This window comes from Bradyrhizobium sp. AZCC 2262, assembly GCF_036924535.1.
Taxonomy (GTDB): domain Bacteria; phylum Pseudomonadota; class Alphaproteobacteria; order Rhizobiales; family Xanthobacteraceae; genus Bradyrhizobium.
Map to the genome: position 1 here is coordinate 2,102,777 of NZ_JAZHRT010000001.1, position 23,230 is coordinate 2,126,006.

At 60.6% G+C, this 23,230-nt stretch carries 22 protein-coding genes; 12 read left to right on the plus strand and 10 right to left on the minus strand.

Annotation, left to right across the window (positions count from 1 at the left end; all coding sequences use genetic code 11):
- Positions 1-7: 7 nt before the first annotated feature.
- The 8 genes from V1283_RS09930 to V1283_RS09965 form a co-directional block, all read right to left on the minus strand.
- Positions 8-388 (minus strand): carboxymuconolactone decarboxylase family protein, encoded by a 381-nt coding sequence (locus V1283_RS09930; RefSeq protein ID WP_334386266.1) that lies wholly within the window; start codon positions 386-388, stop codon positions 8-10.
- Positions 389-407: 19 nt separating this feature from the next.
- The gene (locus tag V1283_RS09935) at positions 408-1,643 is read right to left on the minus strand and encodes an ABC transporter substrate-binding protein (RefSeq protein ID WP_334386267.1); all 1,236 of its coding nucleotides are present in this window, start codon (positions 1,641-1,643) and stop codon (positions 408-410) included.
- 37 nt (positions 1,644-1,680) lie between these two features.
- On the minus strand, positions 1,681-2,937 hold the full coding sequence (locus V1283_RS09940; protein WP_334386268.1) for an ABC transporter substrate-binding protein: 1,257 nt from the start codon (positions 2,935-2,937) through the stop codon (positions 1,681-1,683).
- Positions 2,938-2,967: 30 nt separating this feature from the next.
- Positions 2,968-3,675, minus strand: a complete 708-nt coding sequence (locus V1283_RS09945; protein WP_334386270.1) for an ABC transporter ATP-binding protein — start codon at positions 3,673-3,675, stop codon at positions 2,968-2,970.
- Positions 3,662-5,449 (minus strand): branched-chain amino acid ABC transporter ATP-binding protein/permease, encoded by a 1,788-nt coding sequence (locus V1283_RS09950; protein ID WP_334386271.1) that lies wholly within the window; start codon positions 5,447-5,449, stop codon positions 3,662-3,664. Before V1283_RS09950 ends, V1283_RS09945 begins: the two co-directional genes overlap by 14 nt.
- A complete protein-coding gene (locus V1283_RS09955) occupies positions 5,446-6,396 on the minus strand; it encodes a branched-chain amino acid ABC transporter permease (protein ID WP_334386273.1) in 951 nt (316 codons plus the stop codon). The genes V1283_RS09950 and V1283_RS09955 overlap by 4 nt, the downstream gene beginning before the upstream one ends.
- A 115-nt stretch (positions 6,397-6,511) precedes the next feature.
- Positions 6,512-7,906 carry an MmgE/PrpD family protein gene (locus tag V1283_RS09960; protein ID WP_334386275.1) on the minus strand — a complete coding sequence of 465 codons (1,395 nt, stop codon included), beginning with the start codon at positions 7,904-7,906 and terminating at the stop codon, positions 6,512-6,514.
- A gap of 33 nt (positions 7,907-7,939) precedes the next feature.
- Complete coding sequence (locus V1283_RS09965) at positions 7,940-8,833, minus strand: NAD(P)-dependent oxidoreductase (RefSeq protein ID WP_334386277.1); 894 nt, start codon at positions 8,831-8,833, stop codon at positions 7,940-7,942.
- A gap of 183 nt (positions 8,834-9,016) precedes the next feature.
- On the opposite strand from V1283_RS09965, the gene V1283_RS09970 reads away from it, so the two are divergent.
- From V1283_RS09970 to V1283_RS09980, 3 genes are read left to right on the plus strand one after another with little or no spacing between them, the layout of a single operon-like run.
- Entirely contained in the window at positions 9,017-10,360 is a 1,344-nt protein-coding gene (locus V1283_RS09970) for an MmgE/PrpD family protein (RefSeq protein WP_334386278.1), read from the plus strand.
- A gap of 47 nt (positions 10,361-10,407) precedes the next feature.
- Complete coding sequence (locus tag V1283_RS09975) at positions 10,408-10,785, plus strand: carboxymuconolactone decarboxylase family protein (RefSeq protein WP_334386279.1); 378 nt, start codon at positions 10,408-10,410, stop codon at positions 10,783-10,785.
- 27 nt (positions 10,786-10,812) lie between these two features.
- Positions 10,813-11,649, plus strand: coding sequence for an N-acyl homoserine lactonase family protein (locus V1283_RS09980; protein ID WP_334386281.1), 837 nt, complete (start codon positions 10,813-10,815; stop codon positions 11,647-11,649).
- Positions 11,650-11,696: 47 nt separating this feature from the next.
- Here V1283_RS09980 and V1283_RS09985 read toward each other — a convergent pair whose 3' ends face one another.
- Positions 11,697-12,620: a tripartite tricarboxylate transporter substrate-binding protein gene (locus V1283_RS09985; RefSeq protein ID WP_334386282.1), complete on the minus strand. Its 924-nt coding sequence runs from the start codon at positions 12,618-12,620 to the stop codon at positions 11,697-11,699.
- 265 nt (positions 12,621-12,885) lie between these two features.
- Positions 12,886-13,665, minus strand: a complete 780-nt coding sequence (locus V1283_RS09990; protein ID WP_334386283.1) for an enoyl-CoA hydratase/isomerase family protein — start codon at positions 13,663-13,665, stop codon at positions 12,886-12,888.
- 402 nt (positions 13,666-14,067) lie between these two features.
- On the opposite strand from V1283_RS09990, the gene V1283_RS09995 reads away from it, so the two are divergent.
- The 9 genes from V1283_RS09995 to V1283_RS10035 all read left to right on the plus strand — a co-directional run bounded on the left by V1283_RS09995 (position 14,068) and on the right by V1283_RS10035 (position 23,144).
- On the plus strand, positions 14,068-14,985 hold the full coding sequence (locus V1283_RS09995; protein WP_334386285.1) for an ABC transporter substrate-binding protein: 918 nt from the start codon (positions 14,068-14,070) through the stop codon (positions 14,983-14,985).
- Positions 14,986-15,798, plus strand: a complete 813-nt coding sequence (locus V1283_RS10000; RefSeq protein ID WP_334386287.1) for an ABC transporter ATP-binding protein — start codon at positions 14,986-14,988, stop codon at positions 15,796-15,798.
- Positions 15,799-16,012: 214 nt separating this feature from the next.
- Complete coding sequence (locus V1283_RS10005) at positions 16,013-16,573, plus strand: ABC transporter permease (RefSeq protein ID WP_334386289.1); 561 nt, start codon at positions 16,013-16,015, stop codon at positions 16,571-16,573.
- The gene (locus V1283_RS10010) at positions 16,570-17,376 is read left to right on the plus strand and encodes an ABC transporter permease (RefSeq protein ID WP_334386290.1); all 807 of its coding nucleotides are present in this window, start codon (positions 16,570-16,572) and stop codon (positions 17,374-17,376) included. Before V1283_RS10005 ends, V1283_RS10010 begins: the two co-directional genes overlap by 4 nt.
- A gap of 11 nt (positions 17,377-17,387) precedes the next feature.
- A complete protein-coding gene (locus V1283_RS10015; RefSeq protein ID WP_334386291.1) occupies positions 17,388-18,386 on the plus strand; it encodes an LLM class flavin-dependent oxidoreductase in 999 nt (332 codons plus the stop codon).
- A 53-nt stretch (positions 18,387-18,439) separates the two neighbouring features.
- A complete protein-coding gene (locus V1283_RS10020) occupies positions 18,440-19,228 on the plus strand; it encodes an IclR family transcriptional regulator (protein WP_334386292.1) in 789 nt (262 codons plus the stop codon).
- A gap of 96 nt (positions 19,229-19,324) precedes the next feature.
- Entirely contained in the window at positions 19,325-19,945 is a 621-nt protein-coding gene (locus V1283_RS10025) for a flavin reductase family protein (RefSeq protein ID WP_334386293.1), read from the plus strand.
- 382 nt (positions 19,946-20,327) lie between these two features.
- Positions 20,328-21,287 (plus strand): ABC transporter substrate-binding protein, encoded by a 960-nt coding sequence (locus V1283_RS10030; protein ID WP_334386295.1) that lies wholly within the window; start codon positions 20,328-20,330, stop codon positions 21,285-21,287.
- A gap of 357 nt (positions 21,288-21,644) precedes the next feature.
- Positions 21,645-23,144 carry a TAXI family TRAP transporter solute-binding subunit gene (locus V1283_RS10035; protein WP_334386296.1) on the plus strand — a complete coding sequence of 500 codons (1,500 nt, stop codon included), beginning with the start codon at positions 21,645-21,647 and terminating at the stop codon, positions 23,142-23,144.
- Positions 23,145-23,230 lie beyond the last annotated feature (86 nt).

Here is a 23,230-nt window from a genome sequence, read left to right on the forward strand (position 1 = left end):
TCCCCGGCTATTTCTTGTCCAGTTCGGCAAACACTTCCTTGGCGTTACGGAAGGCGTCCACGCCGGCCGGCACGCCGCAATAGATCGCGACCTGCATGAAAACCTCGCGTATTTCCTCGCGCGTGGCGCCGTTGGTCAGTGCGCCCCGCACGTGAGTTTTGAGTTCCTGCGGCCGGTTGAGCGCGCACAGCATCGCGAGGTTGAGAAAGCTGCGGGTTTGGTGTGAAAGGCCGTCGCGGCCCCAGACGTAGCCCCAGCAATATTCCGTCGTGAGGTCCTGCATCGGACGATTGAAGTCGTCGGCCGATGCGATCGCCTTGTCGACGAACTCGTTCCCCAGCACGCTCTTGCGGATCTGGAGGCCTCGATCGTATGTCGCCTTGTCCATATTGCTATCCAATCTTCAGTTAGGTTTTCGGCCAGAACGGTTGGGCAAGCGCCAGTTGCGGCGGGAATACCGTGACCGGTACGCCGGATTGCCACTGCACGATGGTCATCCCGGCTCCGACGCGGCGGCCCTTTTCGTCGAACTTGATTTCGCCGAGCGGGTAATATTTCGAGGGACCCGCATCCATGGACCGCAGCGCGTCGGCGACCGCAACGCGATCAGCCTTGCCGGCTTTCTCGAGCGCGTCCTTGATCACCCACATGTCGCCATAGGTGGAGATCGCGTTCTGCGTCATCCAGGGCTCCTTGTAGCGGGTCTTGAGTTCGGCGATCAGCGCCTCGTGGCCCTTGGCGCCCCAGCTTGCGACGCAGGTGAGCAGGCCCTGCAGCAATTCCGGGCTTACGGTCTGCAGCATGTCGGGTTCGGCGATGGCGATGCCGAACGAGATGGTTGGAATCTTGCCTTGTCCGAGGCCGAACTCGTTCATCTTCTCGAGCAGCAGCTTGGCATCGGAAATCACGGTCGGCAGGAAGAACAGAAGGTCAGGCCTCGCCGAGCGGACTTTCTGGACCAGCGAGGTGGCGTCGGCGAGCGGCGGGGTAAAGGTCTCATCGACGATTAGTTGCAGCCCGTTTTCGGCGAGCAGGCCGTCGCGCATCGCCTTTGCCGAGGAAACCGATGCCGCGGTGTTGTCGGTGATAATCGCGACCGTCTTTGGTTTCTTGCCTGACGCCGTTTCCGCCAGCTTCACGATCTGGGGCAGGGCCTGCTTTGCCTGCGAGCCAGCCGTTGCCGAGGTCTGGAACACATATTTGAAGCCGCGATCGGTAATCAGGTCGGAGTAGGAGAGGGTGAGAACCGGGAGGTTGGCCCGCTCCGTGACTTCGGTGACTGCCAGCGTGAATGAACTTAGATAGGCGCCACTCGCGGCCACCAGATCGGTCTCCTGGGCGACCATGCGTTGCGCGGCGTTCTTGGCTTTTTCGGTCGTGTCACCGGAATCGAGTACGACCAGCTTCAGCTTGGCGCCGCCGAGCGACTTGATGCCGCCTTGCGCGTTGATGTGGTCTATCGCCATCTCGGCGCCTTCGCGCATGACGGTGCCAGGGCGCGCATAGAGGCCGGAGACCGGCACCAGCAGTCCGACTTTCACTTCGGAAGGCTGTTGCGCCCAAGCGCGCGTAGCGATCAGACCGGCAGATGCGCCGGCAAGCAGGCTGCGCCGCGTCAATGCGGCCCGGGTATTTTTCGTCATGACTATTCCTCCCTGAAATTTTTGAGACGACGTACAATCAGGACTTCTTCGGCCAGAACGGTGACGACTGAGCGAGCTCGGACGGGAAAACGGTGACCGGTATGCCGTTCTGCCACTGCACGATGACGACGCCGGCGCCGACACGCCGGCCCTTTTCGTCGAACTTCAGCTGGCCGCCGGGATAGTATTTCGCAGGCCCGCCGTCCAAGGTGCGGAACGCGTCGGCGACGGCGAGGCGGTCGGCCTTGCCCGCCTTTTCGAGGGCGGCCTTCATCAGCCACATGTCGCCATAGGTCGAGATGACGTTCTGCGTCGCCCAGGGCTCTTTGTACTTGGCCTTCAGTTCGGCGATGATGTCCTCATGTCCTTTGCAGCCCCAGTTGGCGACGATGGTCATGATGCCCTGGACGACCTCCGGCGTGACGCTTTGCAGCATGTCCGGCTCGGCAATGGTGATGCTGAAGGACACGGTCGGAATCTTGCCCTGTCCGAGGCCGAATTCGTTGATCTTCTCCAGGCCGAGCTTGGCGTCGGAGACCGCGTTCGGCATGAACAGCAGCAGGTCCGGCCTCGCCGACCTGACTTTCTGGATCAGCGGGGTGGCGTCGGAGAGCGGCGGTGTCCAGACTTCCTCGACTACGAGCTGAAGGCCCTCCTGCGCGAGGAGTTTCTCCTTGAGCGCCTTGGCGGTTGCGACCGAGGTCGCCGTGTTGTCCATCAACATCGCCACGGTCTTCGGCCGTTTGCCGGAGGCGGTTTGTGCCAGCTTCATCAGTTCGGGCAAGCCGAGTTCGGATTGCACGCTGGCGGGCGCGGCCGTCTGGAAAATAAACTGGAAGCCGCGGTCGGTCAGCAGGTCCGAATAGGACAGCGTTAGCACGGGCAGTTGCGCGCGTTCCGTTACCTCGGTCACCGCCAGCGTGAAAGAACTCAGGTAGGATCCGGTCGCCGCGACCAGATCGGTTTCCTGGGCGACCATGCGCTGCGCTGCGTTCTTGGCCTTTTCCGTGGTATCGCCGCAATCGATCACGACAAGCTTCATCTTCGCGCCGCCGAGCGATTTGATGCCGCCTTGCGCGTTGATGTGCTCGATGCCCATCTCGGCGCCCATGCGCATCACCTGACCCGGTCTTGTGTAGATGCCCGACAGCGGCACGATCAGGCCGACTTTGACCTCGGCCGGCTGCTGCGCGCGCGCCACTGTCGACAGGCCGATGGCGGCCGCACCTGAGAGCACGGTTCTCCGCGTCAGCGACGTCTTCGAGATCTTGTCGGATGCGTTATCCTGGCCCATTTTCGTTCTCCCAATGGTGTTGTTTGTTGGTTACATGCCGAGATAGGCCTTGCGAATGCGATCGTCCGCCCGCAAGGTTTGGTTGTTGCCTTCGAGTGCGACGCGGCCGGCTTCGAGCACGTAGCCGTGGTCGGCGGATTCGAGTGCCTCCGCCACGCGCTGTTCGACCAGCAGGATTGTCAGGTTTGATTGCCGGCGGATTTCGATCAGCCGTTCGAAGATGAAGTCGGCGGTCGTGGGCGCGAGGCCCATCGAGGGTTCGTCCAGCATCAGGAGTTTGGGCGAGGAGGCGAGGCCGCGGCCGATCGCCAGCATCTGTTGCTGTCCGCCCGAGAGCGTGCCCGCGAACTGCGCGCGGCGCTCGGCGAGGATGGGCAGCCATTCGAAGATGCGCTCGATGTTGTGTTTCCAGTCGCGCTGGCCGGCCTCGGTCATCGCGCCCATTTCGAGGTTTTCCATCACCGTCAGCGAAGCAAACACCTGACGGCCCTCCGGGACGTGGGCGATGCCGAGATGCGCGCGTTGCGCCGGCCGGATTGACAGCAGGTCGTGGTCTTCGAAGGTGATCGTCCCCGCGCTCGGACGCACGATGCCGGAGATCGTCTTGAAAAGGGTGGTCTTGCCGGCGCCGTTCGGTCCGACGATGGCGACGAACTGGCCTTCCTCGACCTTGATCGAGACGCCGTTCAAAACGGGGATCGCGGAATAGCCTGATGTCAACCCTTCAATGCGGAGCATGGGCCATCCACTTCTTGCCGAGATAGGCCTCGATGACGCGGCTGTCGCGGGTGACCGCTTCCGGCTCGCCCTCGACGATGACGGCGCCGTGGTCGAGCACCAGGAAGCTGTCGACCAGGCGGACCATCGCCTGCATGGTGTGTTCGATGATCGCGATCGTCATGCCGTCGCGGGCCAGCCGCTGAATTACGGCTACGACCTCGTTGGCTTCGTCGTGGCCGAGGCCTGCGAGCGTCTCGTCGAGCAACAGGATGCGCGGCTGTCCGGCCAGAGCGCGGGCGAGCTCCATCAGACGCAATTCCTTGGTCGTGAGTTCGCCGGCGATGCGGTCGGCGATTTCGGACAGGCCGACGCGGGCAATCGCGTCAGTCGCCAGTTGCCTTGCCTCGGCATCGGTCTTGGCGCGGACATATGCCCCGACCACGACGTTGTCCGAGATCGACATGCGCAGGAACGGGCGCATGATCTGGAAGGTGCGGCCGATGCCGGCCTCGCATAGCTCATGCGGCTTGCGGCCGGACATCTCGCGTCCGTCGAGCAGGATTTGCCCCGTGCCGGGCCGCAGGAATCCATTCAGCAGGTTGAACAGCGTGGTCTTGCCGGCACCGTTGGGGCCGATGATCCCGAGAATTTCGTTTCGCCGCAGCTTGAAGCTGACATTCTGAACGGCTTTCAATCCGCCGAAGGAGCGCGACAGGTTACGCACCTCGAGGACGACATCGCCTGTCCCGGCGGACCGCTTGGGCCGCAGTGGCACGAGTTCGGCGGAGGCGGCGGCGGTCGTGATGTCCGATTTGCCCGGGCTCGCCGTAACCGGCGCCGCCGCTCGCTTGCGCATGAAGTCGCGTATTTTCCAGAACAGGCCCTCGGGCGCGAGCAGGATGACGCATATGATGGCGAGGCCGTAGATCACCCCCTGAATGCCGGGAAAGCGCGAGCCCGCTTCGGCGTTGAGCGTTTCGGCCAACGGGATCAGGATCACCGATCCGATCACCGGCCCCCAGACCGTTCCGACCCCGCCGAACATGGCGACCGTCAGCGCCTGCGCCGACACCAGCATGCCGAATACGGATTGCGGGGTCACCACCAGCAGCACGACCGCGTAAAATCCGCCAACCGCTCCGGCGATGGCGCCGCTGAGAGTGACGGCCCGGAGCTTCCAGGCCAGTGCGTTGATCCCTGCGGCTTCCGCGGCGGCCTCGTTCTGCTTGATCGCCAGCAGCGCCATGCCGAAGCGCGACCGTTCGACTGCCCGCGTCAGCAGGATCGTGGCGAGCATCAGCGCCAGCGCCAGCAGCGTGTAGAGACGGTGATCGGCGAATTGCATATAGGCGATCGGATTGTCGCGCTTGATTGGCAGCGTAACTTCCTGCAGGCCAAGCCATTCGAATACATAGAGAATGGCGAGCGGATAGGCGAGCATCGCCAGCGCGAAGTAGTGACCCTGCAGGCGGAAGGTGGGAAAGCCGATCAGCAATCCGGCGATGCCGCCAAGGATGGCTGCGATCGGGATCATGATCCATGGCGACAGATCGAAATGGATCTGGCCGAGCACGACGGCATAGGCGCCGACGCCGAAGAAGGCGGCGTGACCGAACGAGATCAATCCGGTGTATCCGCTGAGCAGGTTCCACGACAGGCCGAATATCGCCCAGACCGGAACCAGCGTCATCACAAGCTGGTAATAGGAATTGGTCACGCTCAGCGACACCACCGCATAGAGGGCGGTGAAAACAATGATAGGCAGCAGCGAACGCCATCCGCGCATGGTCATGTCCTCTCGACCATGCGCCCGAAGAAGCCCTGCGGACGGAAGAAGATGATCAGAAGAAACACGACGAAGATCGCGGCGTTCTGCAATTGCGTCGGCAGGATCAGCGTCGACATCTGCTGGACCAGGCCGATCGTCATGCCGCCCCAGAAGGCACCGACAATGCTGCCCATGCCGCCGAGCACGACGCCGGCATACATGACGATGACGTATTCGACGCCGACAAAGGGGTGAAATGGATAGTTGGTGGCGAGCAGGCCGCCGGCAATGGCGGTGATACCGGTGCCGAGCGCGAAGGCAATTCGGTGCGCGCGGTCGACGTCAATACCCATATAAGTCGCCGCGGTGGGGTTGTCGGCCGCGGCGCGCAGCGACTTTCCGATCCGTGACCGCGTGATCAACAGCGTCAGCAGCAGCATCGTCACCAGCGAAACGACCGCGTCTATCCCGCGCGCCTTGTTGACGAAGACGCTGATGTCGTTGAACAGGGGTCCAAGCTCCCAGGCCGAGCTCGACAGCGGCGTGCGGATCGAGGCCAGCACCGAACCGAATACGAGCAAGCCGCCGTTCTGCAGGATCAGCGCGATCCCAAGCGTCAGAATGAGCTGGGCATAATGACCCTCTCCCTCGAGCGAAGAGGTGCGCGTGCCTGATACGCGCGAGATCAGGGTGAGGTGGACGAAATAGCCGAAGACAGCGAGCACCGGGCCGGCCAGCACGATTGCGACGAACGGCCCGAAAGTGTTGCCGAAAGTGGCCTGCACGCCGAGCGCGGTGAAGAAATAGAACGCCGTGTACATGCCGAGCATCATGAAATCGCCCTGGGCGAAATTGATCACGCGCATGACGCCGAAGATCAGCCCGAGTCCAACGCACATCAGGCCGTAGACCGCGCCGATCAAAAGTCCGGCGGACAACGCTTGCAGGAAACCTTCCAGCGCCTGGGTCACCGGAGACCTCGCGCGGAGAGGGAGTATCCATGTCTCGGACCGGCGATAGATATGGCCTCGTCGGCCGTCCCCGGTTTGAACATTGTGCCCCCCATTTTTCGTTTGTCGTTATCGATCATGACGCTGGCCGCAGCCGCTGTTCGGTTGGCTCGAGTCGGCACCGGGCGGCGATGACGCGGCTGTCCGGAAGCGATGCGCAATCGTCGACGAGTTCTTCCAGATGCCGTGCGCGCTTGTCGCCGATGACATCGGAAGCAGCTTGCCGAAACCGGGCACGGATTTCCTCCGGCGTCGCGGCAACGACATTCTCGAGACGCTGATGGATGGTCTTCCCGTCGCGCAGGCCGACAAGGACCTCGGCGCCCTGGTTGGCCGGGAACGCAGCCGTGAGATCAGCGGCGCTTTGCAGATCGGTCCGTTCGACGAGGCGGAGAATCCGGATATCGTCGACTTGCGCGTAGTTGTCTTCTTCGAGCGCACCGCGCGCGAGTACAGCAGCGACGCTGAAGGGAATGCTCATCTTGGCTTGCAACGCATTGTGAAATGGCCCCCTGGAATCGCAGCCGGGGTAGCGGGCCGCCGCATCCGGGACACGGATCGAAACGGTGGCGATGTCGTCCAATGTCCCGAGTTCGCGCGCGGCGCGCAGGGCTGCCTGCGCCGCGGTCTGCGCGAAATTGCAGGCGGGAGCCGGCTTGTTGTAGACGGCCATGATCTCGGGATGCGGGCCGGTGAACAAACGGATCTCAGGTGGAGCAGCCTGTCGGCGGAAGGCGGCGAACAATCCGGCCTCGCCCTCAAGGATCGTTTCCGAAGCGCGCGCGCCGGCCTCGGCCAGTTCGATCGCGGCGATCGCATTGCGGGCGGCAAAACCGGGATGGAAATACATTTCGGAGCCGCCAGCGCGTGGCCATTCGTTCAGGCCGGACGATGTGTTGGCGGCAATGGCCATCGCGCTGGTTGCGGCATCTTCACTAAGGCCGCGCGCGCAGCTTCCCGCCAACGCGGCGCCCAGCGGCGCCACAAGGCCGGTTGGCCGGTAGAGACGGGCGAGGTCGACAGTAAAGAGCGCGCGGCCGATCTGTGCGCCGGTCTCGTAACCGATGATCGCGGCTGCAAGGAACGTCGCACCGGATAGCGGTGCGCGTTCCGACAGAGCAAGCAGGGTCGGCCAGATCACCACGCCATGGTGACAGATGCTGGCGGCGTGCATGTCTTCGCGCACCAGGCCGTGGCCCATGGTGGCGTTGGCGAAAGCCGCGTCGCCCGGCGAGGCGAGGGTGCGGGTGCCGATGACGGTAGCGCCGCCTTCAACCTCGCGCGCGATGCCGATCGCCTGGCGGCTCCACGGGTGGTTGCGCGCCTCGAAGGCACAGGAGAGAAAATCCAGCAGGCAGATTTTCGCCTTGGCGACGACTTCGGCATCGAAGCGACCGGGATCGACGGCAAGCGCAGCGCGCGCTAGCGCACGCGCCAGTGAAACTTCGCCTGCAGTTGATCCGATCGTCATGGCAATCGCCCCTCGCGCGACGGCGGCCCGGGTCTAGCCGCGCATCTCCACGCCGGCCCATTCCTCCAGCACCTTCGCGATCGAGGTGAAGTCGGATGAGGCCCCATATTTGGCGTTGGTGATGGCAAGCATCTGCCGGACCACGGAACCGCAGACCATCGGAACACCCATCGCCTCGGCTTCGTCGACGCAGAGCCGCACATCCTTGTAGGAGAGGCCGGTGGTAAATCCGAAATCGAAGGTGCCGGGAAGCACGGCGCGGGGGAATTTATCTTCCGAAGCGCTGTTGCGCCCGCTGCTGGCGTTGATGATGTCGATCAGCACCTTGGCATTGACGCCGCCCTTGACGCCCATCGCCACCGCTTCGGAGGTGATCACCAGCGCTGCGGCCGCCATCAGATTGTTGGCGAGTTTCGCCGTCTGTGCCGTGCCGGGTTTGTCGCCGGTGTAAAACAGCTTTCCAAAATGTTTCAGGATCGGTTCAACCCTGTCATAGGTCGCCTTCGGGCAGGACACCATCACCGCGAGCGTGCCGTTGACCGCGCCCTTGATGCCGCCGCTGACCGGCGCATCGACCAGCGTCAGGTTCCGAGCTTCGAATCCCTTCGCAATCAATTTGGCGGCGCCGGGCCCGGTGGTGGATAAATCGATCAGCACCGTGGCGCGGTTTCCGGCAACGATTCCATCGGGTCCAAGCGCGACCGCCTTGACGATATCGGGAGTGGGCAGGCTGGCCAGCACGATATCCGCGCTCGACGCGACTTCGGCGGGCGATTTCGCGAGCCGTGCGCCGCGCGCAACCAGCGCCTTGGTCGCTTCGCTCTGCGAATCGTAAATGCACAGCGAATAGCCGGCGTCGAGCAGGCGTCTTGCCATCGGTCCACCCATGCGGCCCGTGCCGACAAAGCCGATTGTTTCTGCTGCCATGGTTCACTCCCTGTCGCGCCGCAAGCACGGGCGCTTTCTTGTTCTTGCCGCGCCAAGGTTCCCCGGTCGCGTTTCGCCGAATTTCAAGATTGTCAGTCAATCTGTCAAGCATAAGATTTCTGTCGACAGGCCATGTCGCGCCGGAATAGGGTCGGAAAAACAAAGATCCGAGGAATTCGCTCAGTGCGGCAAGATGAAGCGCAAGGCGCCGGCACAATGCTCGCCGATTTCGTTGCCGGCACGGTGTGGGCGGATGTCGCCGCGCAAGATCACGAAGCGAAACGCTCGATCCTGAACTTCTTCGCGACCGCGATGGGGTCGGCGAACGACCCGGCCGTCACCGCTGCATTGCGCACGTTATTGCCGTTCAGCGGCGCTGCGACATCCGCGGTCATCGGCCGACCGGAGCGGCTCGATGCGCTGGGCGCGTCGTTCCTCAACGCGATATCGGCCAATCTGCTCGATTTCGACGACACCCATCTGGACACCATCATTCATCCGGGGGCGCCCGTTGCGGCGCCGGTGCTGGCATTGGCGCAAGCGCGGCGGCTTTCGGGGCGGGCTGTACTCACGGCATTCATTCTCGGCGTGGAGGTGGAATGCCGCGTCGGGAACGCGGTGTCTCCGGGACATTATGCGCGCGGCTGGCACATCACCTCGACTTGCGGCGTATTCGGTGCGGCCGCAGCCTGTGCGAAACTGCTCGAGCTCCCGGCGGACCAGATTTCAAATGCGATCGGAATTGCCGCCAGCCAATCGGCCGGCATCGTCGAGAACCTGCCCAGCGCCGCCAAGAATGTCAGCGTCGGCAACGCGGCGCGCAACGGCCTGTTTGCGGCATTGCTCGCGGCAGAAGGCTATGCGGCATCGCCACGGGCCATTGAGGGACCGCTCGGCTGGGCCCGCGCCATGGGCGACGAACCCGATATTGCGCGCTTGACGGGCGGTCTCGGCAAGAGCTGGGAGATCGCGAAGAATACCTACAAGCCCTATCCGGCGGGCATCGTGTTTCATGCAGTGATCGATGCCTGCTTCAATTTGCGGGCGAAGCTGAACCGGCGCATCGATGATATCGCTGATATCACGGTGCAGGGCTCGGCGCTCCTGCTGGCGCGCGGCGATCGGCCGGTTCGCAACGAACGCGATGCACGGGTCAGCATTCATCATTGCGCCGCCTGTGCCCTGCTGCTGGGCTCGGCCGGCGTTCCCGAATTCGCGGACGCGATCGTATTCCGGCCGGACATCGTGTCACTGCGCCGGAAGGTGAGGGCGGGGCTCGACGCTTCGCTTCCGGACGGTGCCGCGCGCGTCATTATCCAACTGACGTCGGGAGAGACGTTCAGCGAGATCGTAATGGCTGCAAAGGGCAGCCTTGCTGATCCGCTGTCGGACCGCGACATCGAAGCGAAACTGCGCGATTGTGCGCGGCTGGGCGGAACCGATTGGGACATCGACCGCGTTATCGACGATGTCTGGTATCTTGACACGCTTGCGGACGTATCGAGCCTGTTGAGGGCGCACGGCTGAGCCTCGCGGCCTTGAAAGAAGTACTCAAACAACGAAAGGAACCAGTGATGAGCGAATTGTTCGACAAGGGATTGAAGGTCCGCAAGGAAGTGCTGGGCGAAGATTACGTCAACAAATCCATCGCAGGCGCCGACGAATTCACCCGGACGATGGCGGAGTGGTCGACCGAGTTTTGCTGGGGCGCGTTGTGGACCCGGCCGGGTCTAGACCGCCGTACCCGCAGCATCGTCAATCTGGCGATGCTCGGAGCGCTGAATCGGCCTCACGAACTGAAGCTGCACGTCAAGGGAGCGTTGAAGAACGGCCTCACCAAGGACGAGATCAAGGAGATATTGCTTCAGGTTGCAGTGTATTGCGGCATCCCCTCGGGAATCGATGCGTTCCGAAACGCGCGCGAGGCGTTCAACGAGGTCGACGCAAAGTGATGAATTACCGCTCTATCAGGAAATAGCATGACCGAGCAGGAGTACGAGCTCTTCGCTATCCGCTACGCTACCCGCGATGCGCGGCGCAGCGAGCATTTCATCGGTGGCGATCCGCACGACGGCCCGATGCCAATGGACTATTTCATGTGGCTGGCAAGAGGAGGAGGCCGTACGTTCGTCATCGACACGGGATTCAACGCGGAAGTAGCTTCCAGGCGGAAGCGGACGTTCCTGCGCTGTCCGGTGGAGACGCTCGGCGCGTTCGGCATCGATGCAGCCGCGGTCGAGGATGTCATCCTCACCCATCTGCATTACGATCATGTGGGCAATTTCGACCGGTTTCCGAATGCGCGATTCCATCTCCAGGAGCGCGAGCTTGCGTATGCCACGGGACGCTTTATGCGATATCCGGGGTTGTCGCATTCGTTCGAGGTCGAAGACGTCTGCGGGATTGTGCGGCTCAACTATGCGCGCCGAGTTCTTTTCTACGATGGCGACGCCGAACTCGCTCCCGGCCTCTCGATCCATGCGGCAGGCGGCCATTCGGCCGGGCTTCAGTTCGTTCGCGTCAGAACCCGCCGGGGGTTCGTCGTGCTGGCCTCCGACGTCAGTCATTTCTACGAGAACATGGCGAGTGAGCGTCCGTTTACGACCGCCCTGCATATCGGTGAAATGCTGGAGGGGTTCGACAAGCTGCTGAAACTGGCACCGGACGAGAGCCACGTCATTCCGGGGCATGACCCGCTCGTGATGAAGCTTTATCCCGCTCCCAGTCCGGAACTGGAGAGGATTGTCGTACGCCTCGACGTGCCGCCATCAAGGCCCGCGCCCCTTCGCGCTGACTATCGGTCGGGCACTAGCTGATCTCGATGAAGGCGAACGCATTCGAGGAGGGATGCACCAGCCTGTGCCTATTTCTCCGCGGCGGCTTTTAGAACCGGCGTTAGCCGCGCGGCTTCGCTTTTGACCAGGTCCGCAAGCGCCTTTGGTCCGCGGCGGCTCTGCTCCACGCTATCGGCACCGAGCTCGGTCAACCGCTTCTGCACGGCCTCCTCGTCGAGCCCTTTGCTCAGGGCGGCCGCAAGCTTGTCGACCACGACCTGTGGCGTGCCGCTTGGCACGAACACCGCATAAAACGGGGCAATATCGAATTCGGGCAGGCCCTGCTCGTGGGAAGTCGGCACATCGGGCAGTAATGGGCTGCGTTTCCTGGCGGCGACCGCCAGCGCCTTGACGTTGCCTGCCTGCACCTGGCTCAACGTTCCAAGCACGGGATCGCATTCATAGTCGACTTGCCCTCCCAGCATGGCATTCAATACCGGGGCTGTGCCGGTAAACGGAATCATCGTCGGCTTGATGCCGATCGCGGCGTGAAGGAGTAGACACCCGATATAGGAGACCGAGCCGAGCCCGGCGTGCCCGACATTGAGCTTCTCCCGGTTGGCCTTCGCGTAGACGACGAATTCCTTCAGGTTGTTGGCGGGAAAATCCTTTCGGACGACGAGCAGTTCCGGATATTCGGCCGTCAGCCCGATCGGCGCAAAATCCGTTTGCGGATCGTAGCCCAGGTTCGGATAGAACGCCGGCGCCAGTGCGTTGGTGCCGAGGTGACCGGACAGGATCGTATATCCATCGGCTGCCGCGCGAGCGGCGCGAAGCGCTCCCGTGGTGCCACCGGCACCCCCGACATTCTCCACCACAAATTTCTGACCGAGATGACGAGAGAAGATGTCAGCGACGATCCGCCCCGTGATGTCAGCCGGCCCGCCGGCGGCGAATGGAACGATGACCGTAACCGTTCTCGCTGGATATTCCTGGGCTTGGGTGCTGCTCATTCCGGCTATCGCCAGAAGCACAGCTGCGATGAACTCCTTCGCCAATCACCGCCTCCATTCGTTCTTTTCTGCAACCATATGCTGGTTTCTCAGATGCGCAAAGTTAGTTTGGCCTCATCACGCGAGAATCGGGCACAGACTTGAACTCGAGCACCCTCTTCGCGAGGTCGGGTCGAACGCCTACTAAGTTTTCGGTACACACAGCCAGCATGCGGCTATGCTGGAGCGCGAGATGGGTGACAGTTGCCGTTGCGGTGCGAACAGATTATCGCCCGGTGAAACGTGGTTTTCGACCCTCGCGCGCCGCGGCGATGCCTTCATCGACGTCGTCGGTCCATTCCAGTGCGGCGCGAAGCGCATCGGATAATTCGCGGGCCGCGCGGAAATCCGACTCCATTCTCGATTTGACGATCCGCTTGGCTCCGCGCGTCGCCAAGGGTCCGTTCTCGGCAATGGCGCTGGCGAGACGATTGATCTCGGCATGCACGCCGTCTTTACTAACCTTGCGCTCGATCAAACCGATCCGCTCCATTTCGGTGGCGTCGATTTCGCGGCAAGTACAGAGCAACTCAAGCGCCCGGCCGGCGCCGATGATGTCCGGGAGCCGAACCGGTGCGCCGGCGCCGGGAAAACCACCCCATTTTGCCTCGGGAGAAGACAAGCGGGCATGTTCGGCTGCGATCCTGATATCGCAGGCAAGGATAAGTTCGACGGCGCCGGCGCGGGCATAGCCATTAAGTCCAGCGATCACGATTTGCGGCAACGCCTCGATCGCATCAAAGGTCTCGTTCGCAAGCCGGATCAATTTAAGGACATCATCCTTGCCCAATTGCCCCCTCAAAGCGGGCGTCAGAATGCCGACCGAAAAACATTCGGTGCCCTCTCCAATGATGGTAAGAACCTGGATGTCGGGACTTGCTGCCAGATCGCTCGCGACGGTCTGGAGCGACAACAGCAGATCTCGCGACAGCAGATTCTGATCTTCCGGGCGATTGAGCAGAATCCTGGCAATTCTTCCCTCGATTTGAAAATCAAATCCGTTCATCGCGCGATCCTCCTGAACGAAGCATTCGGATTGAAGGTTCCTCGAGTTGCCGATTACTTCATCGTTGATCTCAGCTCACGTACCCGCCGGTTGATCTGCGCTGCGGCTTCGATCGCGCGGTCTTTTGTTTGCGAACCCTTGATGACAGGATAGCCGACTGCCGCCCATAGCGCGCCAGTGCGGATCCCAATTCACCTGACCCTCCACGCACCGCAATTGTAGGAAGCTGATTCATATTTTATTTCCTTCCAATGGGGTGCGCTGCATTCGCGCTTGCGGTATCCGGAAACTCCATTGTAGGGTTATGCTATGTGAAATCAATTATGGATATGGGGAGGCCGCGAAGTGCAACGCAACGCTCTGTCGTCGAAGGCGGGTCTGCATGCGAAGTTGGCGTGCATCGTGGTTTTGGCTGCGATCACGACGGGGTTGGCACACCGCAGTTGCGCTCAAACCATATCGCCTGTTGCCGTAAGGGCTGCCTATATTCCGGTTGTAACATGGCTTCCCGCGTGGGTTGCGAAGGAGAAGGGGTTCTTCGCAGCACATGGGCTCGATGTAACGCTCAGCGTAGCGCAGAATCTTTCGACTTTGCCGGGCACGGTCGGAAAACAGTTCGAATTTGCTCCGAGCACCGCGCCCGATCTGCTCAAATCGGTCGCCTCCGGACTCGACGTCGTTGCCGTCGCCTCTGAGGTTTTTGAGACGGAGGACAACCCTACCACGTATGTCATCGTTTCGAAGGAGTCGGGTATCGCTGGGCCGAAGGATCTCGCCGGAAAGATCATTGCGACACCCACGATCGGCGGCGTGATCCACGTGTCAGTGCTTTACTGGCTGAAGAAGAACGGGGTCGACCCCGCGAGCGTTAGAGCCGTGGAGGTGCCCTTTCCGAATATGCCCGACCAACTCAAGGCAAAGCGTGTCGACGCCGTCGAATCCCTTGAACCATTCGCTGGCGCTCTGCGTGCGAATGGCAATGTATCGATCGCAACCCCTCTGCTGTCGGTCGGCAAGAATGTGCTCTTTCCGTTCTGGATCTCGCAGGGCGCGTGGGCGCGCGCCAATCTTCCGACGATAAAGGCCTGGATTGCCGCCCTCGAAGATGCAAAAAGCTTTATCGAGAAAAATCCGGCAGAGGCGCGCAAGATCATGGCGCAATACACTAAATTGCCTGAAGCGGTGGTGCAGACGACGCCGTTCCCGACTTACCGCTTTGCGATCAAGCCGGAGGATATCCAGGTATGGGCCGCCGCACTCAAGGAGGTCGGCCAGCTCGACAAGCAAGTCGATTCCTCCAAACTGGTTGTGACGCCATAGATGACTTCGACGGAAGAGAGATCCGATGCAGGCGAGAGGGCCGCAAGTCCGGCCTTCGAATGTCGATCGGTTACCGTCGAATTTCCTCACAAGTTCAGCCGCAAACGTATCATCGAGGACATTTCCTTCCTGGTACGATCCGGCGAGTTCCTGACCATCGTCGGTCCTTCGGGAACCGGCAAGACCACTCTCTTGAGGGCAATGGGTGGTCTGACGCCGACCGTAAGCGGTTCAGTCCTGGTGCATGGCAAGGAACTTGACGGTCCTCCGGAAGACGTCGTCATCGTATTCCAGGATTATTCCAACGCGCTGTTGCAGTGGCGTACCGTCACGGGGAATGTTGCATTCGGAATAGAGCGGATCCTCGAGCGCAGGGAAACCGAACTGCGGGTGCACGACGCACTGGCCCTTGTGGGTCTCGAAAAGAACGCAGACGACTATCCGTGGCAATTGTCCGGCGGCATGCAGCAGCGCGTTCAAATCGCGCGCGCGCTGGCGTTGCGTCCAGCTGTGATGCTGATGGACGAACCGTTTGCCGCGCTCGATGCGATGACCAAAGCGTCCATGCAGGACGAACTTCTCCGGGTTCGCGATCGTACCGGGACAAGCTTCGTCTTTATCACCCACGACATAGAGGAAGCGGTCTATCTGGGCGACAGGATCGCGGTGCTGACAGGCTCGCCCGGCAGAGTTGACCGGATATTCGAAATTGGCCTGCCGGTGCCGCGCGACCAGCTATCGACGCGCCAACTGCCAAAGTTTCTCGAGTATCGTTACGCTGTGCACCAGGCGATCGGGCGTGTTCATGGATAAGGATCGCGTCATTGCGGAAATCAACTGGCCCGGAACGGCCGTCCTTGTTTTTTTGGGGCTCGCATGGGAAGCGGCGGTTCGGTCGGGGTTGCTCCAATATGAATATCTGCCGGCCCCTTCGGCCGTTGTCCTGGGCTTTGGCGAACTCGCAAGCCAAGGGATTTTGGCGCCCGATATTGCGCATACGCTGATTGCCGTCGCGATCGGATGGACGGTGGCGATCGTGCTGGGCATCTCGCTCGGCTTCCTGCTTGGTTTGTCGCCGACCGCCCGGCGTTACGGCCTTGCCAGCATCGAGGTCTTGCGGCCGATGCCCGGCGTTGCGTTTGCCCCGGTCGGGCTCTTGCTGTTTGGCTTTTCTCTGAAGACCGAAATGGTGGTCACGATCCTGCCAGTACTCTGGCCTGTGTTGGTCAACACCATCGGAGGCGTGAGTGGGGTTCATCAGAGGCTTTATGACGTTGGCCGGACCTTTCGTCTCAGCCGCAAGGATACCATCCTCCGTATCATCTTGCCCGCGGCGATGCCGCCGATTGTGGTCGGAGCACGCATCAGTCTCGGTCTTGCGCTGGTGCTGGCGGTCGTCGCCGAAATGGTCGGCAATCCGGAAGGGCTCGGCTACGGTATCGTTCGCGAGCAACAAGCGCTGCGTCCCGACCTCATGTTTGCCTATATTGTGACGGTGGGACTCATTGGGATCATTCTCAATGCCGGGATGCTGGCGCTTGCGGAGGCCTTTTTTCCGTCCTTCCGTCAGTTGCGGAGCGGACCATGATGCGCTCTCCGCCGTGGCGACAATATTTCACGCTCATCGTGGAGGCGCTTCCATCAGCCAGGGGATTGCTCCCGCTCGTAGTCCTTCTCGGCGTCTGGCAACTCCTGCAGACCGGCGATTCTCCCTATTTTCCTGCCCCCTCGGACTGGTGGAATGGCCTGACGCTGCTCGCGAAAAGCGGGCGGCTCTATCCGGCGTTGTCCGCCACGACGATAACCCTGCTGCTCGGATTGGCGTTGGCGGTCTTGATCGGAGCCGGAATCGGTCTGCTCATTGGTGTATTTCCGCGGCTCAGCCGCGCCTTCGGTCCGCTTCTCGAATTTCTGAGAGCTATTCCGCCGCCGGCGGTCGTGCCAGTGGCTATCCTTTTCATGGGGTATGACGAGCGAATGAAGCTGACCGTGGTCGTGTTGGCGGCAATCTGGCCCGTTCTCCTGAACACCTCATCCGCCGCGGAACGGGTTCATCCGTTGCTGCTCGACGTCGCACGTTCGTTTCGACTGTCGGCGTTCGATCGTATGAGACTGATCATTCTGCCCTCGGTCGTCCCTGCGATATTGCTCGGCATTCGCGTCGCGCTGCCGGTTGCGATCGTCGTAACGCTTCTCGTCGAGATACTGACTTCGATCGAGGGAATCGGTGCACTCATGATCGGCGCCCAGCGCAATTTTCAATCGTCGCAGGTTTATGGACTTCTTGTCCTGATCGGCTTGTTTGGATTGCTCCTCAATAACGTCTTTGCCATCTTCGAGGCCATCTTGCTTCGTCGCTGGCCGCCGAAAACCCAGAGCCAGAATTTCTAGGAGTTAAAGACATGGACGTCGGCTTCTTCTTTTGGCCCTACAATCCCAGCCTGGTCGAAAACCTTGCCGATCGCGCCGACCGATATGGCTACGATATGATTGGTATCGCCGATACGCCGGGCAACGCCATGGACCCCTGGGTTTCCGTAACGCTCGCGGCGGGCCTGGTGAAAAAGGCGCGGGTCGCGCTTTGCGTGACAAATCTGGTGACACGCGACGCCGCTGTCAGCGCCGCTGCGATCGCCTCGATCGATCGGATCATCGAAGGCCGAGCTGTTCTCGGCATCGGTGCGGGTCATAGTGGAACGAGGAACCTCGGCCGCGGCAAATCCACAGCAAAGGAGCTGAGTGACGGGGTCACCTTCATCAAGACGTTGCTGCAGGGGAAACCCGCGACGCTCAATGAAGCCACGGCGCATTTGCCATGGGTAAAGAAGCCGTCGAAGGTCTTTCTCGCGGCTTCTCATCCGCTCGGTCTGGCGGCGGCCGGCCGGACTTCGGATGGCGTTTTTGTCAATTTCGGCCTGGGCAAGGATAACATCGCGCAATCCGAGGCCATTGTCGCCAAGGGAATTTTAGAGGCCAGCCGGCCCGCGGATGATGTCGAGATCTGGCAGATAGGGGCTCTGGACTGCGCCACCGACGGAGACGTTGCGCGTGACAAGGTCGGGGCCATGCTGGCGTTTCTGGCGGGATATGTCATTGGCGACAAGAACCTTGAATCGCGCGGGGTGCCCAAACCTCTTCACGAGCCGCTTCTCGAATTGCGTCGACGCTACAGCACTCGGCCGGGCGATGCGGACATCAGATTGGTGCGCGAGCTCGGCCTGTTCGACTATCTTTCCAGACGTCTGGCGATCTGCGGCACTCCGGAAGAGTGCCTGAAGCAGGCGCTGGCCGCCAAGGAGGCAGGTGCCAAGCGGTTGATGCTCACGGTCAGCCTTGCGTCAGATCCGGTGCGGACGGTTGAGCTCTTTGGCGAGCATGTGCTTCCGAAATTACGGAACTGATGGTTACCAGGCAGCCGATCGGCCCAACGACGGTCTTGCCGTTTAGAGGATGAGTGAAAAGCTTGAGCAGAGCTGACAGGCGGCAGATCGGAGTTCAATCTGTTGAGATTGCCGGACGTCTGTTGAAGACGCTTGCCCAACTCGAGGGCCCTCAAACGCTCAAGGATCTGTCGGCCGCGGCAGCCCTGTCTCCCGCCAAGGCGCATCGTTACCTGGTCAGTCTTATTCGAGAGGGGTTGATAGAGCAGAGCGTAATTGACGGTCGGTACGATTTCGGCGGCGCCGCCCGGGTGATTGGCCGTGCTGCGATCAATCGGCTGGACATCATGCGCATCGGCGCTCCGTTGTTGATCGAATTGCGCAATACGCTGCAGCAAACCGTCTTCCTGGGCGTCTGGGGCAATGAGGGGCCCACCGTGCTTTACTGGCTGGATGTGCCGCGGCCCGTGTCGGTCATCATCAGGCCCGGCTCAATTCTTCCGCTTCTCACATCGGCGCTCGGGCTGATCTGTGCGGCCTATCTTCCCCCCGATCTGACGAAGAAGCGGATCGCCAAGGAGATCGCCGAACACAAGAGGTCAGGGTTGGACTTCCCCGTGAAAAGCCTGGAAGCGGCTGCCAAGAAGCTGGCTGATGTTCGCGCCCGCGGTTTCAGCGTCGTGAGGGGAGACTTGATACGCGGAATAGATGCAATGGCGGTACCCGTGCTCGACTTCAAGAATGACCTGGTAGCTGTGTTGGCGGCGGTCGGACCGTCCAGAAGCATAGATGTTTCGAGCAACGGCAAGCCGATTCGTGAACTCAAACTTGCCGCCAAAAAATTTGTTGCTCTGATCGGTTAGCGTGATCCGAAGCTGGTTTAAGTGAAGGTTGAAGGTGTAAACGAACTTCCCATTCCAACCCGGCTGTCAACATTCCATCCCCCGAGGAGCAACCGTATGACCGCGCCGTTCGAGGTCGAGTTCAGCACGCTACCATTGGCGATTCGCTACAAGCTCCTGGCCGCACTCGTGGTGCCGCGCCCGATCGCCCTCGTCACCACAGCCGGCAAAGACGGTGTGATCAACGCGGCGCCGTTCTCGTTTTTCAACGTCTTCAGTGAAGATCCCGCGCTCGTCGTCCTCGGCCTGCAATCACGGCCGGACGGCACGCCGAAGGATACGCTCAAGCATATCCGCGAGACCGGCGTATTCGTCGTCAACCTCGTCGACGAGGCGATGGCGGAGCGAATGAACACATGCTCCATCGACTTTCCGTCCAATGTCAGCGAAATCGGGATGACCGGATTTGCGATCCTGCCAGGCGTCGGCGTCCCGGTTCCACGTATCGCCGAGGCGCCGGTCGCTCTCGAATGCCGCCACTACACGACTTTGGAAGTCAGTCATCGGCGCCATCTCTGCATCGGCCAGCGTGGTCCACCTGCATGCCCGCCCGGGCATCATCGACCCCGAGCGGTTTCGCGTGAATCTCGACGTCTACAAGCCGATCGCGCGGCTATTTGGCAATCTTTATGCGCGCCTCGGCGAAAAATTCGTGCTCAAGCGCCAGTCCCTTACTGAATGGGAGGCTGAGAACGGGGTCGATGCGGCCGCCGATAGCGCCAAGACGGAGTCCTGATCCCAACGGTCCGCGGAGACGCAGACCTGAACGTTTGGCGCGCAGTTGAAATTCCGGGGGGCCGCAGCGTCGGTTCGAGAAGCTGGACGCTTGCCCGGAGCCGATCGACACGCTGCAGCGAACGCCGCCTCAAATTCGCCCGCCAATGGATTATATCAAGTCTTTCTTGCCGTACCCTTCCACATCGTCGTGGCGGTCGGGTCATCTCGATCGAACAATTCTTGGCGGGGGCCGACGAAATGTCTGTCATCAGGCCCGCGCACGGGATGAACTAAGATACAAAAAACAAAGAAGCCGCATGCGGCAGTTTTGCAGGGGGCTATGATGGCGCAGGGGTTAAAATTATCTCGTTATCTTGCTGTTTTGATTGCAAGTGTCCTGTGCATCAGGGCGGAGTTCATCGTACCCGCCATCGCCGCAAAACTGACGCCGGTGCGTGCCGCGTATATTCCGGTCGTCTCATGGCTTCCGGCATGGGTGGCCAAGGAGAAGGGCTTCTTTGAAAACAACGGCCTCGACGTCACCCTGTCCGTCACGCAGAATCTGTCGGTCTTGCCGGGAACGCTCGGGCGGCAGTTCGATTTTGCGCCATCGACGCCGCCAGATCTGATCAAGGCCGTGCTAGCTGGGATTGATGTCGTAGCCGTGGCCGGGCAGGGGATCGAGACCAAGGATAATCCAAGCACGCATTTAATCGTTCGGAAGGACTCCGCGATTGCGAGTATGCAAGACCTCATAGGCAAGGTGATCGCAACGCCGGCGTTGGGCGCTATCATCCATGTCTCGGTGCTTCATGGCTTGAAGAAGAACGGCATCGATCCCGCTTCCATCCGAGCCGTCGAAGTGCCGTTTCCCAACATGCCCGATCAGTTAAAGGCTGGAAATGTCGATGCCGTCGAGGCGCTTGAGCCGTTTGCCGGACAGTTGCTTGCGGCCGGCAACAGGTCGCTCGGGGACCCGCTTCTCTCCGTGAGCGATGAGGTCCTGTACACGTTCTGGATATCGGAACGCAAATGGGCGGCAAACAATCATGCCGTGATCGATGCCTGGGTCGCCTCGCTCGATCAGGCTAAGGGATTCATCGATGCGAATCCCCGGGAAGCGCGTGCCATCCTCGCCAAATATACCAAACTGCCTGAGGCTGTCGTCCAAAAGATACCGTTTGTGACGTATCGGTTTTCGCTCGATCCGCGGGACTTCGCCGTCTGGGTGAACGTGCTGAAAGATATTGGCCAGATTACGCGATCGATCGACGAAAACAGCCTTGTCATGAAGACCAAATAGCCACGGCGGATAATTCAAGTCCCGGTGCAACGTCTAGTCTAGTCTAGTCTGCTCAAGCTTCGCCAGGCGGCGCGAACTGAGTAACGTTGGCGGTCGAATCCGGTCGCTAGGGGAACTGTTCAGCGAATGCTGGCGTCAGGCGATAATCGAACCGCCGTCCTCTATTTATCGTTGAATACCGCTGGATGGAATAAGAGATAGTATTCAACTGAAAATTGCCGCATTTGTTTGTCTACCTTCGCGTGCCGACGGACAAAATAGCAATTCTCCGCCATGTTCCTCACGACCGGCCACGGCGGAAAATTGAGCTGATATCGTTTATCGATATGTGTGCGCCTAGCGTTGGGAGAAAACCAAATGTCTCGTGCTGCAGCGCTCTTCGCCATCGTGTTAGCTCCAGTCATAGCGGCGCTCCCTGCGGGTGCTGCTGAGTTTGGGACCAGGGACGAAGCCACGGCGATGGTCAGACGAGTGCAGCAAAAATTCAAGAAGGAGGGTCCTGAAGCCGCCTTCCGGGCCATCAACAATAAAGAGCCAGGATTTGCGGATCGCGACCTTTACCCTTTCGTGACCGAACTGACCGGTCTTTGCGTTGCGAACGGGGTCACTCCTGCCGTGAGGGGAAAGAACCTGCTTGATCTCAAGGATCAAGACGGCAAGTTCATGATTCAGGAGTTTGTCAGGACCGCGAGCACTGCCCCCGAACACGGTTGGGTCGACTACCGATGGCTCAATCCCGTCACGAAAACCATCGAAGACAAGTCGGCTTGGATCGAAAGGATGGGTAATTATTTCGTCGGCGTCGGAGTATATAAAAACGAGCAGCCGAACGATAATACAATCGGTCTTATATCAGGTAGCCTGAATTCCGACGATACCTACCTGCAGATCGCGTATGATCTTGCCGACGTGCTGAATGACGGCGACAACCTTCGCATTCTCCCGATCGCTGGAATCGGCGGACCCAGGAACATACGCGACGTGCGATACTTGAAAGGCGTCGATATCGGCCTCACGCAAAGCAACATTCTCAATAACTTCCGCCTTTCGAATGTGCGGATGGGGCAAGCCGACGACAACAAGATTGTCTACATCGCCAATCTGTTCGCCGAGGAGGCTCATCTCGTTGCGGGAGCGAGCATTACCTCGATCGATCAATTGCGGGGCCTTAAGGTCAACCTCGATGCAAAAGGCAGCGGAACGAGTTATTCGATGCGCGACGTCTTCAAGGCCCTTGACATTGAGATCCAGGAAGTCAGCCTGTCGCAGGCCGAAGCCTTCGAGAAGGTCAAGAGCGGCGAGATAGCCGCTACCGTTCTGATTGCGGGCAAACCGGTACGGGCGATCACCAAGCTAAACCCGGCAGACCGCTTGCACTTTGTTCCAATTCCGTACCGCTCGCAACTCATAGCCAATTATTTGCCTTCCAAGCTCACGCATGACGATTATCCCGACATCATTCCGACCGGTCAGTCCATTGATACGATTGCCGTCAGTGCGGTGCTCATCGCGTTCAATTGGCCGAAGACCAAGGTCGATCGGTATCAGCGGGTTCAACGGTTCGTCGAAGCTTTTTTTCCGAGGATCGCGGAGTTCCGGAAGCCGCCGCACCACGCGAAGTGGCGTGAGGTTAGCCTCGCAGCCCAATTGCCGGGTTGGACCCGTTTGGAGGCGGCGCAGACTTGGCTCGATCGACAAGCTGCCGAAGCCGCGCAGGCAAGCACGGAGAAGCCATCAGGCTTCCCCCGGGCTGTGAAAATGGACTTCGCGCAACCTGCCGTCCCAAATGGCTCCCCGCAAAACGACGCCGAACTTTACCGGGAATTTCTTCGTTGGAAAAAGCAGCAGGGAAGGTGACGTTTGTAGGCGATGGCAGCGTAAGCAGAAAGCCCCGGTCCGGAGAAGGCCGGGGCTTTCTGCTCACGAGGTCATGCGAAAGAAGT